The sequence below is a fragment of the Oscillibacter hominis genome (assembly GCF_014334055.1).
In the GTDB taxonomy this organism is placed as follows: Bacteria; Bacillota; Clostridia; order Oscillospirales; family Oscillospiraceae; genus Oscillibacter; species Oscillibacter hominis.
On record NZ_CP060490.1, the window covers coordinates 499282 to 514168 of the forward strand.

Genomic DNA, 14887 nt, shown 5'->3' on the forward strand with positions numbered 1-14887 from the left:
AACTTTTGCCAAAGTATAAAAAGTTTTCCTGGTCCGAGACGGCGCGGCCGTGGCCGCGTCCGTCACGGCATGGGATAGGGCGGCCTGCCCGTCAGGTAGGCTGCCATGCGGGCAGACACGGCGGGCCAGTTGACCAGCATAAACCAATTGTCGAAGTATTCGCCCCTTCGGTTTTGGTACTGTAAGTAGTAGGCGTGTTCCCAAAGGTCTGTGCACAGCAGCGGGAACAGGGGCAGGGGCGTATCCTGGTTGGGCGTCTTCACCAGGCTGAGCTGCGCGTCCGCGTTGACACAAAGCCAGACATAGCCGGAGCCGAACACATCGGCCGCCGCCTTTTTCATGGCCGCGCGGAAGGGTTCAAATCCGCTGAAGCTGCGGACGATGGACCCGCCCAGCAGCTCATCGGGACTGGAGATCGGCAGGGGCGCAAGCATGTTGAAATACAGCTCGTGGTTATAGACCCCTCCCGCGTTTTTGCGCACTCCCTGGCGGATGGTGTCGGGCAGGGATTCCCAGTCCATGATGAGCTTGGCCAGCGGCCAGTTGTGGTAGGCGGGATAGGGGGTCAGCAGTCGGTTCAAGTTGTCCACGTATGCGGCAAAGTGGCGGTCATGGTGGAAGGCCAGGGTCCGGGAGTCCAGATGGGGGACCAGCGCGTCGTAAGCATAGGGAAGGGGAGGAAGAGAAAAGGGATAGTGTCGGTTCATAATCAGCCTCCTTATGGTTTGTTATCAGTTTATGCGCGCTTGGGCAGAATAGGACTCAGGAAGAACCCCAATTCTCCGGTGATGCGATAAGCAACCAAGCGAACATGAGGCCAATATCCGGAACATCGGGTGAATAGGTTGATTTTGACCGCTGTTGTGCTATACTGACTCATAAAATCCTGGCCGGAGCCGACTGCTTCGGACGATACAAAAGGAGTGCGTGCCATGGCTTACTACTATCCGGAACCGTCCCATACCTTCAGTGAATACCTGCTGATCCCCGGCTATTCGGACGCGGAGTGTATCCCATCCAACGTGTCGCTGCGGACGCCGTTGGTGAAATACCGCCGGGGGGAAGAGCCGCCGCTGTCCATGAACATCCCCCTGGTCTCCGCTGTCATGCAGTCCGTCTCTGACGACCGCATGGCCATCGCCCTGGCCCGGGAGGGCGGCGTCTCCTTCCTCTACGGCTCCCAGCCCATCGGCCAGCAGGCGGAGATGGTCCGCCGGGTCAAGCGCTATAAGGCGGGGTTTGTGCCGTCCGACTCCAACATCCGCCCGGATCAGACCCTGCGGGACATCCTGAATCTGAAGGAGCGGCTGGGCCATTCCACCATCGCCGTCACCGACGACGGCACCGGCACCGGAAAGCTCCTGGGCCTGGTGACCAGCCGGGACTACCGGGTCAGCCGCATGAGCGGCGAGGAGCGGGTTTCGGAGTTCATGACGCCCATGGAAAAGCTGATTACCGCGCCGGAGGGCACCTCATTGAAGGACGCCAACGACATCATCTGGGACCATAAGCTCAACGCCCTGCCCATTGTCACCGGGGAGGGCCGGCTCTCCTCCTTTGTCTTCCGCAAGGACTATGACCAGCACAAAGAGAACCCCAACGAGCTGCTGGACAGCCAAAAGCGGTATGTGGTGGGCGCCGGCGTGGGCACCCGGGACTATGAAGAGCGCATCCCCGCCCTGGTGGAGGCCGGGGCCGATGTGCTTTGCATCGATTCCTCTGAAGGGTTTACGCAGTGGCAGAGCAGGACCCTTGCCTGGGTGCGCGGCCGGTATGGGGATGAGGTGAAGATCGGCGCCGGAAACGTGGTGGACCGGGACGGGTTCCGTTTCCTGGCCGAGGCCGGGGCCGACTTTGTGAAGGTGGGCATCGGCGGAGGCTCCATCTGCATTACCCGGGAGACCAAGGGCATCGGCCGGGGACAGGCTACGGCAGTCATCGAGGTGGCCCGGGCCAGGGACGAGTACTTCGAAGAGACGGGCATCTATGTCCCCGTCTGCTCCGACGGCGGCATTGTGCTGGATTACCACATCACCCTGGCTCTGGCCATGGGGTGCGACTTCTGCATGCTGGGGCGCTATTTCTCCCGCTTTGACGAGAGCCCCACGGATAAGGTGCTGGTGGGCGGCAGCTATATGAAGGAGTATTGGGGCGAGGGCAGCGCCAGGGCCCGGAACTGGCAGCGCTATGATCTGGGCGGCGACCGCAAGCTCTCCTTCGTGGAGGGTGTGGACTGCTATGTGCCCTACGCCGGGCCCCTGCACGACAACGTGACTACCACTTTGTCAAAGGTCCGCTCCACCATGTGCAACTGCGGCGCGCTGAGCATCCCGGAACTCCAGCGCAAGGCAAAGCTGACGCTGGTCTCCGCCACCTCCATCGTGGAGGGCGGTGCCCACGATGTGATCGTGAAGGATCAGAATACCAACCGCTGAGCAGGCGAGGGGGTTACAATTGCGCCAACCATATTCAAAAAAGGAGGGCCGCCACTTTTGGGACGGCCCTCCTTTTCTCATTCAGCCGCGGATTCGACGGATTTCTCGCATCAAGCAGCTTATAAATAGAAAGGAGTTACAGCTCGATCTTTCCATATTCTTTCTCAAACGCGGAGATGCGCAGCCGAATCATGTGTTCCAGCTCCCGGTTTTTGGTGCGCCCTTCAAATTCGGCAATATATCCAAGTTTTTCCAACAGTTCCCTGCTGACGCGCAGGGTAAAGCGGGACATAGGATCCTTCACAGCATCACCTCTGACTCAATATTGACATCATCATAGTGTCATGCTATGATGTTTTGTAAGAATGACGCAGTTTTGACGCATAGAATGGAGACGGCCATGCAGGATTACCAGCAGAATTATGAGATATTATGCGCCGCGGTTTCCGATGCGGTCGAGCTGATCAGGGAGAATGAAACGGAGCGGGCCGAGGCGCTTTTGGAGCGGATTTTGGACCGGGCGCAGGACCTTTCCAAACAGATGGAAAACGACCGCTGAACAGGCGGCCGTTCTTTTTTTAATGTCCGGTAAGGGTGCTACTTCTTGAGGCCCTTCTGGGCCGGCCCACTCAAAAGAGCGCCCTGATAGTCGAACCGGGAACCGTGGCAGGGGCAGTCCCAGCTCTTCTCCTCCGGGTTCCACTCCAGCTGGCAGCCCAGGTGGGGACAGCGGATGTCCACCGCGAAGACCTGGCCCCGGTCATCCCGGAAGACGCCTGCTTTCTTCCCATCCACTTCCACGATGGCGCCGTGGCCGGCGGGCAGGTTTTCCACGGGAATCCGTCCGGGCTCCAGCAGAAAGCGGCCCAGCCCGCCCACGGCATGGCCCATCTCCCCGGCAAGCCTCTTCGCTGAGGCGGTGGGGCGGAACCGGTCGGGGGAAAAGACCTCCTCCTCGGCGCTGTGGCCCTGCACCAGGGAGGAGAGAATGCGTGCGGCAGTCATGGAGGAGGTCATGCCCCACTTTTGGAACCCTGTGGCCACAAACCAGTTGGGCTCCGCGGAGGAGAAGGGGCCGATATAGGGGACGCCGTCGATGGGCATACAGTCCTGGGCAGACCAGGAGGCCGCCTCCCGGCAGTGAGGCCAGTACCGCCGCGCGGCCTGGCGGAGGGCGGCGTATTGCCCGCCCTCCCGGTTTTCACCGGTGCGGTGGCTGCCGCCGCCGATGAGCAGGTACTTGTCCCAGCTGCGGAATGAGAGGCCGGGGACGCCCAGGTAGACATCCTGAAGGACGGCGGCCTGCTCCAGGGCCAATACATAGCTCCGCTCCTGATGCTGGCGGGCGAAATAGTAGCCCGGCACATTCACAAAGGGGAAGTGGCAGGCAAAGATGAGCTTTTCCGCCCGCACCAGCCCCTGGGGGGTGCGCACCTGATCGGAGGACACCTCCAGGACAGGCGAGTTCTCATAGATGGTCAGGCCCTGTGTAAGGGCGCCCAGGAAGCGGAGCGGGTGGAACCGGGCCTGGTCCCGGAACCCCAGGGCGTTGACGGGGAAGGGAAGTTCGGTCTCCTGGGTGAGAAAAGCGTCGATGCCCAGACGTTTGGCCGCCTCATACTCCTCCTGGAGCGGGCTGGGATCCTCCTGCGTGAACAAAAAGGCGGTGCATGGGGTGAAGTCGCAGTCTATGTGCCGTTTTCCCACCATGGAAGCATAGGCCTCAATGGAGCGGAGGTTGGCCTGGGCATACTGGCGGGCCCGTTCCTCGCCCAACTGATCCAGCAGGCGGTGGTAGATCAGCCCGTGCTGGGCCGTGATTTTAGCTGTGGTGCCTGCGGTCTGGCCACGGCCGATGCGGCCCCGCTCCAACACGACCACCCGCACTCCGGCGCGCTGCAAAAGACAGGCTGTGAGGAGCCCGGCCATGCCGCCGCCAATGACGGCGGCCTCGGCGTGGACCTCTCCTGTCAGGGCGGGGAAGGAGGGGAGCGACGAGGTCTGTTCCCAGAGAGATGACATTGAAAAACGCCTCCTTTTTTTGTAGTTTGTCCCTCCCACGCCGTATCATCCACAGCAGGCGGGAGAAACTACGGATACAATGAAAAAGGAGGAGCGCTATGTTCAAACATGAAAAACTGCTGTTTCACCCCGTGCAGGTGGAACAGCCCAACCCCCAGTATGCCGCGCTGCTGCAGGAGCAGTTAGGCGGTGGAAACGGCGAGCTGAAAGCGGCCATGCAGTATATGTCCCAGAGCTTCCGCATTAAGGACCCGGCCATCAAGGACTTGTTCATGGATATTGCCGCGGAGGAGCTGAGCCACATGGAGATGGTGGCCACCACCATCAATCTGCTCAACGGCCACGACGTGGACTATGAGAAGGTGGGCGCGGGAGAGGTGGAGACCCACGTGCTTCTGGGCCTGAACCCCGGCCTGATCAACGCCTCCGGCTATTCCTGGACCGCGGACTATGTCACCGTCACCGGCGACCTCTGCGCGGACCTTTTGTCCAACATTGCCTCGGAGCAGCGGGCCAAGGTGGTGTACGAATACCTGTACCGCCAGATCAAGGACAAGAAGGTGCAGGAGACCATCGACTTCCTGCTCAACCGGGAAGAGGCCCACAACGCCATGTTCCGGGAGGCCTTCAACCGGGTGCAGGACACCGGCTCCAACAAGGATTTTGGCGTGACAAAGGATTCCCGCATTTATTTTGACCTGTCCACCCCTTCGCCCAAAAACGGCTTTGGGGACACAAAAGCCGACGCGCCCAGCTTCAACAACCCCAACAAGTAAGAAAAAGCCGGACAGCCCTTAGAAAGGGCTGTCCGGCTTTTCTCCATGCATAAAACAAGCGGGACGGAGTATCCGTCCCGCTTTGTCCCTTAGTCCTGAAGGGAGGCCACCCACCGGCCGTACCGCTCCAGGTTGGCGGCACAGTCCTCCGCGTCCGCGCCCTGAGTCAGGATGTAAACCTTGATCTTGGGCTCCGTGCCGGAGGGGCGCACCAGGATGGTGGTGCCGTCGGTCAGTTCAAAACGCAGCACGTTGGAGCCAGAGAGCTCCATGGTGCTTTTTGCACCGCTTGCGCAGTCGGTGACCGTGCCGTCGGCGTAGTCCTTGCGGACCGCCACACGCACGCCGGAAATCTCCTCCGGAGGCGCTTCCCGGAGGCGCTTCATCAGCGCCGCCATCCTGGTCAGGCCGTCCAGGCCGGGCATCACCAGGTTGTGGGTCTTTTCCGCATAGTAGCCGTACTTCTTGTAAAGGGCCTCCAGGGCATCGAAAAGCGTCATGCCCTGGGCGGCGTACCAGGCCGCCATCTCCGTGAGGAGCATGGAGGCGGTGACGGCGTCCTTATCCCGGACATAGTCGCCCAACATGTAGCCGTAGGATTCCTCATAGGAGAAGATTACCTTGCCCTGTCCGCTGGACTCCAGCTGGCCTTTTTTCTCAGCCATGAACTTGAAGCCGGTAAACGTGTCGTAGCAGGCCACGCCGTTGGATTCGGCCACCTTTCGGGCCATCTCCGTGGTGACGATGGTCTTCAGGGCCACCGGGTGCTCCGGCAGCTTCCCGGAGCGGCGCATGGCGCCGATCAGATAGTCCAGCAGCAGCACGCCGGTCTGATTGCCGGTGACGGGGCGGTATTCGCCGCCGCGGTCCCGGATCATGATGCCCACCCGGTCGCTGTCCGGGTCGGTGCCCAGGATGAAGTCCACGTCGTTTTCCCGGGCCAGGTCAATGGCCAGGTAGAACCCCTCCGGGTTTTCCGGGTTGGGGGAGACCACAGTGGGGAAGGAGCCGTCAATGACCATCTGCCTGGGCTCACAGAGCAGATGCTTGATCCCCAGGGCCTTCAGCGCCTCGGGAACCAGCTTGTAGCCGCAGCCGTGGAAGGGCGTATAGACCATCTTGAAGGTGTCCGCCACCTTGGCCACGGTCTCACGGTCGTTGATCATAGAGGTGACGTTGGCCATGAACTTCTGGTCCGTCTCCTCGCCCAGCACCTCGATGAGCCCGGCGCTGACCGCCTCATCATAGTCCATGCGGCGGACGCCGGTGAAGATGTCGATCTTCTCCAGTTCCCTCGCTATGGCGTCGGCGTGGTGGGGGGGAAGCTGGGCGCCGTCCTCCCAATAGACTTTGTAGCCGTTGTACTCCTTGGGATTGTGGCTGGCGGTGACGTTGATGCCCGCCTGGCAGCGGTACTCCCGGACGGCGAAGCTCAGCTCCGGCGTGGGACGCAGGGACTCGAAGATGCGCACGTGGATGTGGTTGCCTGCACAGACCTCCGCCGCCGCCCGGGCAAACTCCATGGAGTGAAGGCGGCAGTCCATGCAGATGGCCACGCCCCGGCGTTTTGCGTCCTCGCCCTCGGCGGCGATGACGTTGGCAAAGCCCTGGGTGGCCCAGCGGATCACGTAGATGTTCATGTTGTGCAGTCCCACGGCCATGGTGCCCCGCAGCCCTGCGGTGCCGAACTCCAGGGGGCCGTAGAACCGGGACTCGATCTCTTTGGGGTTGCCGGCGATGGACTGGAGCTCTTCGGTCTCTGCCTCACTCAGCGCACCGCTGCCCAGCCATTTTTCATACTCTTTCATGAAGTCCATTTGAGCTTCCTCCTTTTTTACTCTTCCTCAGGGTCCGCCGCCTCCAACAGGCCCTTTGCTTCCTCCAACCGGGAGGCGGGCACATACAAACTGGCGCCATAGCCGGAAAAGCCCAGGATGACACGGCCCAGGCCGCCGTCTTTTTCGTAGCGCTTCATCACGGGGATGCCGTAGGCCTCCAGCTGAGCCACCGTCATATCCGCAATGCCTCCGCTGTCCGGCAGATCGACAAGGAAAGCCGCCTGTTCCGGCAGACCGCCCTCCTCTTTGGGCCAGCGGTCATAGAGGCCGCCCTCGGCGCGGCCCCAGGTGCTGGGATCGTTCATGGCGTGTCAACTCCTTTACTTATGGTATTTTGTCTTGGCTTGGATCTGATAGGCCCGATAGATCTGCTCCAGGAGCATGACCCGGGCCAGGTGGTGGGGAAAGGTCATGGGCGACATGGAAAGCTGCGCCCAGGCCTGGGCTTTGATGGAGGGGTGCAGTCCAAAGGAGCCGCCGATCAGGAAGACCAGCTGCTTTTCCCCCCGGTTGGCCCAGGTGGCCATCAGCTGTGCAAGCTCTTCGCTGGAGCGCATCCGGCCCTCAATGCACAGCGCGATGACGCTGGAGGAGGGGGGCAGCTTCTCCCGGATGGCTCCTGCCTCCTTCAAAAGGGCCGCGTCGATCTGGGCCTGGGAGGGATTCTCCGGCAGCCGTTCCTCCGGCAGCTCCAGGATGGTCAAATCACAGTACCGCCGCAGCCGCTTGACATACTCCGCCGCCGCCTCGGCGTAAAATTTCTCCTTCAGCTTGCCCACGCACAGCAGCGTTATCTTCTGCATCCCGCACCGACCACATGGCACTCGCTCAGGGCGCTGCGGGGCGCCACGGTGAGGCGGGGCGAAAACCCGGCGGCGGCCAGGCTGCGTTCCACGGCGCTGCGGGCCATGGCGGGCGTGTTATTCTCCTCACTCAGATGGGCCAGGACGATCTCCGAGGCGCCCCATCCGGCCGCTTCCGCGGCAAAGGAGGCCGCCGCCTCATTGGACAGGTGCCCCTCGTCGCCAAGGATGCGGCGCTTGAGGTAATAAGGATAGGAGCCGGAGCGCAGCGTGTCCACGTCGTGGTTGGCCTCCAGGAGCAGCAGCTCCACGCCGGGCAGCACCTCCCGGGCCCCGTCGGGAATGCATCCGGAGTCCGTGAGAAAGCCAAAGCCCCCCTCTTCCGTGTCGATCCGGTAGGCGGTGGAGCCCGGCGCGTCGTGGCAGGTGGAAAAGGGCGTAACGCGGCACTCCCCCACGTGGAAGGGGACACCCTGGGAAAAGGGACAGAGCAGATCCTCCACCCCGGCGATCCGGTACTGGAGGCCTCGGGCGGTCTCGATGCTGGAATAGATGGGCGCGCGGCAGCGCTTGACCAGCGTTCCCAGACCGCTGATGTGGTCGCTGTGGGTGTGGGAGATCAGCAGGGCGGACAGGTCGCGCAGCTCCAGGCCCAGCTGGCGCAGCCCCTGTTCGATGCGCCGGCAGGAGATACCTGCGTCCAACAGGATGTGGGTATTCTCCGTTGAGAGCACCAGCGCGTTCCCGGAGGAGCCGCTGGAAAGTGTATGTACAGTGGTCAAATCTATCATACCTCACTTGCAGAGTCGAAAATGCGTCCGTTGCGGAGCACGATGACCAACGTCGCCATGCTCCGCAGCGGACGCAGCGGTTGTATTGAATTCCAGCCGCCGCGTTTTGCGGCTCAGCCGATGTGGGCCTCCAGCTCTTCGCTGTCGCCGGGGACCTCCACCGCGCGGATGTCGGCGCCCAAGGCGCGGAGCTTGCCCACCATGTCCTCGTAGCCCCGTTCAATATACTGCACGCCGCTGATCTCCGTGGTTCCCTCAGCGGCCAGAGCGGCAATCACCAGCGCGGCTCCGGCCCGCAGGTCGCAGGCCTGGATGGGCGCTCCGGTGAGATGGTCAACACCTTCCACCACGGCGGTCTTCTCGTCCACCTGAATGTTGGCGCCCAGGCGCTTGAGCTCGTCCACATAGCGGTAGCGGTTGCTCCAGACACCCTCCGTCACCATGCTGGTGCCCTCCGCCAGCGTCAGCACCGTGGTGATTTGAGGCTGCATGTCGGTGGGGAAGCCGGGATAGGGCATGGTCTTCACATTGGCCTTTTGCATCCGGCCGGTGCGCCGGACCAGCAGCGTGTCCTCCTGCTCCTCGATCTGGACACCCATCTCCTGAAGCTTGGCCGTGATGCAGTCCATATGCTTGGGGATGATGTTCTTGACAAGGACCTGCCCTCCGGTGGCGGAGACGGCGGCCATGTAGGTACCGGCCTCGATCTGGTCGGGGATGATGGCGTAGCTGCCGCCCCGCAGGTGATCCACGCCCTGGATCTTGATGGTGTCAGTGCCGGCACCGCGGATGTTGGCCCCCATGGAGTTGAGGAAGTTGGCCAGATCCACGATGTGGGGCTCCTTGGCGGCGTTTTCAATGATGGTGTTGCCCTGGGCCAGCGTGGCGGCCATCATGATGTTCATGGTGGCGCCCACGGAAACCACGTCCAAATAGATGTTGGCGCCCTTCAGCCGTCCGCCCTCGGTGGTGGCATGGATGAAGCCGCCCTCCACCACCACCTTGGCACCCATGGCGGTGAAGCCTTTGATGTGCTGGTCAATGGGGCGTACCCCGAAGTTGCACCCGCCGGGCATGGCGACCTCGGCCTGGCCGAAGCGGCCCAGGAGCGCGCCGATCAAATAGTAGGAGGCCCGGATGCGGCGGACCATTTCATAGGAGGTCCGTGCTTTGCGGATGCGACGGCAGTCCACCTCCACCGCATGGCGGTTGATGGTGCGGATGCCGGCGCCCAATTCCTCCAGAATTTTAAGAAATAAGGTGACATCGGAAATCTGAGGGATGTTTTCAATGCGGCAGACCCCGTCTACCAGGAGTGCGGCGGGAAGGATGGCGACGGCGGCGTTTTTGGCGCCGCTGATCTCGACTTCCCCGAACAGCGGCTTTCCGCCGTGCACGACATAATTTGTCAAAAAAAGCACCTTCTCTTCAGGCATTTATCAGCGCCGGGACTCGCTTGGTGCGCACAAACAGGGCACCAGAGACAGTTTGCCCCCGGCAATGGAGCTTCATACCCTCTATTTCAGAGGCAGAAGAAATATACGTTTTGCAACTTTAGCAGATTTAGTATAACAGAAATTTCATAAAAAGCAACGAAAAATCCAAGAGAAAAAATCAGCGTTCAGCTCTGAGTCACAACGCGGGTTGAGAAGTTTACATAATACTTGTACGTATCGGTGCCGATCTGCCAGACCGGGGTCAGGGAGAGCGGCGCCGCAGGGGTGCTTTCCAGAAGGTATCCCGCTGAGATGGAGGTGACGGCGCTGGCCACGGAGATGGCGTCAGTGGTGGTGCGGGACTGAAGGAACAGCGTCAGGGCCGTGGAGGCGGACATGGAGCCCTCCGCGGGGGCGGGGGCGGTGTGGTCCGGCAGCGCATAGCCGCTGACAGAGGTGAGCACGTTCTTGGAAAAAGTAAAGGAGATGGAGCAGTTGACCACCTCCACGCCGCCCCACAGAAGGGGAGCGGAATATGTTCCGGTCCCGCCGTTCAGGCGGCCCTGGAGCTCTCCGTAGCCGAATTTACGGCAGATCCGCCGGCACAGGGCCTCCGGCGTCTCATCCGGCATGTCCACCACCGCGATGTCAAAGGCCCCGTTGGCGCGGAAGCGGGCGGTGCCGGCCTGCCCCGTGTAGAGATAGATGCCGCCGCCCTCGTCGGAGACGGTGAGGCCCTCGCCTAAAATGGATTCGGCCAGGGCCTGGTCGCGCTCGGTGCTTCGGCTGAGCGTCAGGGGAGCGAGGGTGGAGTCCTCCGGGATCAGGTCCGGCTCCAGGGAGATGCCCTCCGATTGAAAGAGGGCGGAGAGCTGCTCGTTGGAGGACTGGCGGGCGCTGCGCTGGGCGGCCTGGTGGTTGCCCGGCAGGCCCAAAAGGCACACATTGACCAGGACCAGAATCAAAATGATGATGTTTTTCAGGCGATAGGTCTGCATTGGTCAAAGTCCTTTCCTGTGGAATCAGCCGGCCACCCACTGGGCGCTGACACTGTCGGATCCCGTGTCCACATAGGTCACGGTCAGTTCTGCCCCGCTGTAGCGGTGCTGGGCGATGGCCGCCGCCTGCCGGACAGGCAGGAGGACGGAGGGGGAATCGGTGGCAGAGTAGCTGCGAAAACGCAGAGTGAAGGAGACGATGGAGCCGTTTTGAATCAGAAGCTCCGCAGCGCTTGTCTCATTGGAAAAAAGGATGGGGACCCCATCTGCCTGATACCCGAAAGAGACCAGCCAGCCGCCGCTATTTTGCTGGATGCCGCGCAGGCAGAGGGACGCCTCTCCCGGCGACAGGACGGATTCCGCCAGGGACCGGGCCGCGGCCGCGGCCTCCACGGCGGTGGGCGTCTCCCCAACGGCGGAGACGGGGAAGGAGCGGTCTCCGTCCCCCGACTGATAGGTCACGGTGCCGTCCGTATAGATGCGCAGCGTCCGGTCGTTTTCGATGATGACCTCCGTGCCGTCGACGGAGTCCACATAGCGGTTGTTGGTGTGAGGGTTGAACTGAAGCTGGCGGAGCAGCGTGTCCGTATCCGCCAGAGGATTGGAGGCGGAGAGCGTGTGGTACCCGGACGATTCGTCGGTGAACAGGGTGTAGGGGTCCAGGGACGTGTACTCCTCCCCCAATTCAAAGGCAAAGGAGGCACTGGAGGACTGGTAGCTGTCCAAAACAGAAAGGAGGGCGGATCCCAGCACGCTGGTGGTGCAGGAGTAAACGGACTCGTCCTGAAAATAGAGCTGCACCGAGGAATGGGAGGCGGCAAGGATCAACCGCCTTGCGCTGAGGGAGGCAAGGGACGGTGAAACCTCCGCGCCCAAGAGGGCCGAGAGCACCGGCAGCGGGAGGGATACGGTAAAGTCGAAGTAGATACACTCCCCATCCAACAGCTCCCGGAAGGCCGTCTCCGGCACGATGGAGGCAGGCCCGGCCGTGCCCAATGCCTCTCCCAAAAGCAGAACCAGGGCCGACGCGTCGGAGGTGGTGCTGCGGCCCTGGCCGGAGCGGCCGAAGCTGTTGGTCACTGCCACGCGGAGGGGAGAAGCGAATTCCGCCAAAGAGCCGGTGACGCCCTGCACGGTTTCGGCTGGGCCGGCCGTCAGCTGACTGCGGCCCAAGGCTGTCAGCTGAATCTGGGTAAAGAGTGCCACGGCGGACAGAGCAAGTAGGCAGATGGCAATATTTTGCAGGCGGTTGCGTGTGAGCTTGCCCATGGCATCTCCTTTCTGCGGTTAATCCGGCTGGACGATAGGCAGGCTGAGCCGGACGGTGGTGCCGGGGCCCTCGTGGTCGGCCAGGGCGATGGTGCCGTGGTGGCGGGCCACAATCTCGCGGGCAATGGACAGCCCCAGTCCGGTACCTCCGTGCTCTCTGGAACGGGCCTTGTCCACCCGGTAAAAACGGTCGAATATCCGGTCCCGGTCCTCGGGGGGGATGCCGATGCCGTCGTCACTGACCTCCATCCACACGCACTCACCCTCGCTTCCGGCACTGACGCGGATGTGGCCGCCGTCCGGGGTATACTTGATGGCGTTGCCCAAGACGTTCATCATCACCTGCTCCAGCCGGCCCCGGTCCCCCATGATGAGGGGCAGGCCCGAGAGGTCTCCGCAGGTGAGCTGGTGGCTGTGGCGCTTGGCCTCCAGGGCGTTGGCCCGGCACACGCTTTCGATTGCGTCGGCAAAGGGGAAGCGGGCCATGCTGAACTCCCCCCGGCCGGAGTCCAGGCGGGAAAGGGTCAGCAGGTCCTGTACGATGTGGGTCATGCGGTCGGTCTCGCCGATGATGATGTCCAAAAAGCTGTGGGCGGTCTCCTTGGAGATGCCGTCGGAATCCCGCAGGGTCTCGGCATAGCTGCGCACGTTGGTCAACGGGGTGCGCAGCTCATGGGACACGTTGGCCACGAACTCCTTGCGACGCTCTTCGTTGCGGTGCTGCTCCGTTACGTCGTGGAGCACGATGAGCACGCCGCCGTCCGCGTCGTCGGAAAAGCGGGCCAGGTACAGCTCCAGCGTGCGCTCGCCCACCGTCTGCTGGCTTTCGGCAAAGTTGGGCCGCTGGAGGGAGAGCATCTGCTGGAAAGGGTATACCTCGGCGAAGAGGTCGTCGTAAGTACAGCCCTCAATGGAGCGGCCCAGCATTTCCGTGGCGGCGGGGTTGCAGTGGATCAGCGCTCCGGCGTGGTCAAAGGCCACCACGCCGTCGGTCATATGGAGAAACAGGGTGTCCAACTTGTTGCGTTCGTTCTCCACGGCGGCCAGTGTGGACTGCAGCACGTCCGCCATCTCATTGAAGGTATTGGTCAAGATGCCAATTTCGTCTGTGGACTCCACATCGATCTTGCTGGAGAAGTCGCCGTCCGCCACACGCTCCGCGCCAAGGGTCAGCTTTTCAATGGAGCTGACCATGGCCTTGGAGAGCAGGAAGCTCAGAAGCAGCGAGATCAGAAGGCCGATGACCAGGGCCTGCATGATGAGGAGGAACAGCTGGGAGTTGAGGTCGCTGACGGTTTCCCGGTTGTCTTTGATGTAGACGATGAAGGAGTTGCCGCCCCCGGCAATGGGCACCGCCACATCCATGTAGTCGGCTGTGGCGTCGCTCTTGTCGCCCACCTCGCCGTTGAGGGCGGAGAGCAGGTTCGGCGTGTCGTAGCTCAGCTCCGCCCCGCCCGGTTCGTCAGAGCCGGTGAGAAACACTCCGGTCCGCCCGTCCAAGATATAGTAGTTCCGCGTGCGGTAGTCGATTCCCAGCCGGCCGGCGTTGGCGGCCAGGATGTCCTGGATGCCGTCGGCGGGGGTCTCCTGCTCGGCGGCGCTGCACAGGCTCAGATAGAAGTCGGCGTTGTCCTCACCGAACACATCTGTGATTTGTTCATAAAAGCTGTTGATATAGAAGTTGGAGACGCTGGTGGTCAAAAAGGCGCCGACCACCGCCATCAGCGAGGTGATCATCAGCAGCATAATCAAGACCAGCTTCATGTGCAGGCTGCGGAACATGGCAGATCTCCTTTCGGAAGGAATGGCTATTGCGCCGTGCTGAAATAATAGCCCAGGCCCCGGCGGGTCAGGATATAAACGGGGGTGGCGGGGTTGTCTTCAATTTTTTCCCGCAGCCGGCGGACCGTGACGTCCACCGTCCGGGCGTCGTCGCCCACATAGCCGTAGTTCCAGACCTGTTCCATCAGGTCGACGCGGGAGTAGACCTTGTTGGGGTGGCTGGCCAGGAAGGTCAGCAGCTCGTATTCCCGCTGGGTGAGGTCGATGTGGCGGCCGCGGCGGTAGACTTGGCAGCTGTCGGTATGGATGGTCAGGTCCCCGGCCACGGGCGTCGCGTCCTCCTGGGAGGCGGAGGCCACCATGGCGGTGCGCCGGATGTTGGCCCGGACCCGGGCAATCAGCTCCCGCATGGAAAAGGGCTTGGTGATATAGTCGTCGGCTCCGATCTCCAGCCCCAGGACCTTGTCAGCCTCCTCCTCCCGGGCGGTGAGGATGATGACGGGCACGTTGTCACCGCTCTCCCGCAGGGCCTTGCATACGTCAAAGCCGATCATTTTCGGCAGCATGACGTCCAGCAGGATCAGGTCCGGGCGGGCCGACCTTGCAAGCTCCAGCCCCGCCTCGCCGTCGTAGGCCTCCAGGGTGCCGAAGCCCTCCCGCTGGAGGTTGAAGCGGAGAATATCCACAATGTTTTTTTCATCTTCCACGATCAGGACGGTTTTCTTGCTGTCCATGAT

General features: G+C 62.0%; 15 protein-coding genes. 3 read left to right on the forward strand and 12 right to left on the reverse strand.

What is annotated here, in order from left to right; translation table 11 throughout:
• Positions 1 to 62: 62 nt before the first annotated feature.
• Positions 63 to 707: a superoxide dismutase gene (locus H8790_RS02610; RefSeq protein ID WP_187333471.1), complete on the reverse strand. Its 645-nt coding sequence runs from the start codon at positions 705 to 707 to the stop codon at positions 63 to 65.
• A gap of 225 nt (positions 708 to 932) precedes the next feature.
• Here H8790_RS02610 and H8790_RS02615 point away from each other — a divergent pair, with 225 nt between their 5' ends.
• Complete coding sequence (locus tag H8790_RS02615; RefSeq protein WP_187333472.1) at positions 933 to 2435, forward strand: IMP dehydrogenase; 1503 nt, start codon at positions 933 to 935, stop codon at positions 2433 to 2435.
• Positions 2436 to 2571: 136 nt separating this feature from the next.
• On the opposite strand, the gene H8790_RS02620 is transcribed toward H8790_RS02615, so the two are convergent.
• On the reverse strand, positions 2572 to 2739 hold the full coding sequence (locus H8790_RS02620) for a hypothetical protein (protein ID WP_187333473.1): 168 nt from the start codon (positions 2737 to 2739) through the stop codon (positions 2572 to 2574).
• Between the two features lie 72 nt (positions 2740 to 2811).
• Here H8790_RS02620 and H8790_RS02625 point away from each other — a divergent pair, with 72 nt between their 5' ends.
• Positions 2812 to 2994 (forward strand): hypothetical protein, encoded by a 183-nt coding sequence (locus H8790_RS02625; protein WP_187333474.1) that lies wholly within the window; start codon positions 2812 to 2814, stop codon positions 2992 to 2994.
• 38 nt (positions 2995 to 3032) lie between these two features.
• On the opposite strand, the gene H8790_RS02630 is transcribed toward H8790_RS02625, so the two are convergent.
• Entirely contained in the window at positions 3033 to 4457 is a 1425-nt protein-coding gene (locus H8790_RS02630) for an FAD-dependent oxidoreductase (protein ID WP_187333475.1), read from the reverse strand.
• Between the two features lie 98 nt (positions 4458 to 4555).
• On the opposite strand from H8790_RS02630, the gene H8790_RS02635 reads away from it, so the two are divergent.
• Positions 4556 to 5233, forward strand: coding sequence for a manganese catalase family protein (locus H8790_RS02635; RefSeq protein WP_187333476.1), 678 nt, complete (start codon positions 4556 to 4558; stop codon positions 5231 to 5233).
• Between the two features lie 89 nt (positions 5234 to 5322).
• Here the strand turns inward: H8790_RS02635 and H8790_RS02640 are convergent, their stop codons facing one another.
• From H8790_RS02640 to H8790_RS02680, 9 genes are all read right to left on the reverse strand, one after another.
• The gene (locus H8790_RS02640) at positions 5323 to 7050 is read right to left on the reverse strand and encodes a phospho-sugar mutase (protein ID WP_187333477.1); all 1728 of its coding nucleotides are present in this window, start codon (positions 7048 to 7050) and stop codon (positions 5323 to 5325) included.
• 17 nt (positions 7051 to 7067) lie between these two features.
• Positions 7068 to 7376 (reverse strand): hypothetical protein, encoded by a 309-nt coding sequence (locus H8790_RS02645; protein ID WP_187333478.1) that lies wholly within the window; start codon positions 7374 to 7376, stop codon positions 7068 to 7070.
• A 15-nt stretch (positions 7377 to 7391) separates the two neighbouring features.
• Positions 7392 to 7874 carry a 23S rRNA (pseudouridine(1915)-N(3))-methyltransferase RlmH gene (rlmH, locus tag H8790_RS02650; protein ID WP_187333479.1) on the reverse strand — a complete coding sequence of 161 codons (483 nt, stop codon included), beginning with the start codon at positions 7872 to 7874 and terminating at the stop codon, positions 7392 to 7394.
• Positions 7862 to 8656, reverse strand: coding sequence for an MBL fold metallo-hydrolase (locus H8790_RS02655; RefSeq protein ID WP_187333480.1), 795 nt, complete (start codon positions 8654 to 8656; stop codon positions 7862 to 7864). Before H8790_RS02655 ends, rlmH begins: the two co-directional genes overlap by 13 nt.
• 122 nt (positions 8657 to 8778) lie before the next feature.
• A complete protein-coding gene (locus H8790_RS02660; protein ID WP_187333481.1) occupies positions 8779 to 10077 on the reverse strand; it encodes a UDP-N-acetylglucosamine 1-carboxyvinyltransferase in 1299 nt (432 codons plus the stop codon).
• Positions 10078 to 10286: 209 nt separating this feature from the next.
• On the reverse strand, positions 10287 to 11099 hold the full coding sequence (locus H8790_RS02665) for a hypothetical protein (protein WP_187333482.1): 813 nt from the start codon (positions 11097 to 11099) through the stop codon (positions 10287 to 10289).
• A gap of 24 nt (positions 11100 to 11123) precedes the next feature.
• Complete coding sequence (locus H8790_RS02670; RefSeq protein ID WP_187333483.1) at positions 11124 to 12368, reverse strand: hypothetical protein; 1245 nt, start codon at positions 12366 to 12368, stop codon at positions 11124 to 11126.
• An 18-nt stretch (positions 12369 to 12386) separates the two neighbouring features.
• Complete coding sequence (locus H8790_RS02675) at positions 12387 to 14150, reverse strand: ATP-binding protein (RefSeq protein ID WP_187333484.1); 1764 nt, start codon at positions 14148 to 14150, stop codon at positions 12387 to 12389.
• Between the two features lie 26 nt (positions 14151 to 14176).
• Positions 14177 to 14884: a response regulator gene (locus H8790_RS02680; RefSeq protein WP_187333485.1), complete on the reverse strand. Its 708-nt coding sequence runs from the start codon at positions 14882 to 14884 to the stop codon at positions 14177 to 14179.
• Positions 14885 to 14887: the final 3 nt, after the last annotated feature.

What these genes read in the sequence shown, in the direction of transcription:
- H8790_RS02610 (WP_187333471.1), bottom strand. Translation starts at nt 707, where the DNA reads ATGAACCGACACTATCCCTTTTCTCTTCCTCCCCTTCCCTATGCTTAC.
- H8790_RS02615 (WP_187333472.1), top strand. Translation starts at nt 933, where the DNA reads ATGGCTTACTACTATCCGGAACCGTCCCATACCTTCAGTGAATACCTG.
- H8790_RS02630 (WP_187333475.1), bottom strand. Translation starts at nt 4,457, where the DNA reads ATGTCATCTCTCTGGGAACAGACCTCGTCGCTCCCCTCCTTCCCCGCC.
- H8790_RS02635 (WP_187333476.1), top strand. Translation starts at nt 4,556, where the DNA reads ATGTTCAAACATGAAAAACTGCTGTTTCACCCCGTGCAGGTGGAACAG.
- H8790_RS02640 (WP_187333477.1), bottom strand. Translation starts at nt 7,050, where the DNA reads ATGGACTTCATGAAAGAGTATGAAAAATGGCTGGGCAGCGGTGCGCTG.
- H8790_RS02645 (WP_187333478.1), bottom strand. Translation starts at nt 7,376, where the DNA reads ATGAACGATCCCAGCACCTGGGGCCGCGCCGAGGGCGGCCTCTATGAC.
- rlmH (WP_187333479.1), bottom strand. Translation starts at nt 7,874, where the DNA reads ATGCAGAAGATAACGCTGCTGTGCGTGGGCAAGCTGAAGGAGAAATTT.
- H8790_RS02665 (WP_187333482.1), bottom strand. Translation starts at nt 11,099, where the DNA reads ATGCAGACCTATCGCCTGAAAAACATCATCATTTTGATTCTGGTCCTG.
- H8790_RS02670 (WP_187333483.1), bottom strand. Translation starts at nt 12,368, where the DNA reads ATGGGCAAGCTCACACGCAACCGCCTGCAAAATATTGCCATCTGCCTA.
- H8790_RS02675 (WP_187333484.1), bottom strand. Translation starts at nt 14,150, where the DNA reads ATGTTCCGCAGCCTGCACATGAAGCTGGTCTTGATTATGCTGCTGATG.
- H8790_RS02680 (WP_187333485.1), bottom strand. Translation starts at nt 14,884, where the DNA reads ATGGACAGCAAGAAAACCGTCCTGATCGTGGAAGATGAAAAAAACATT.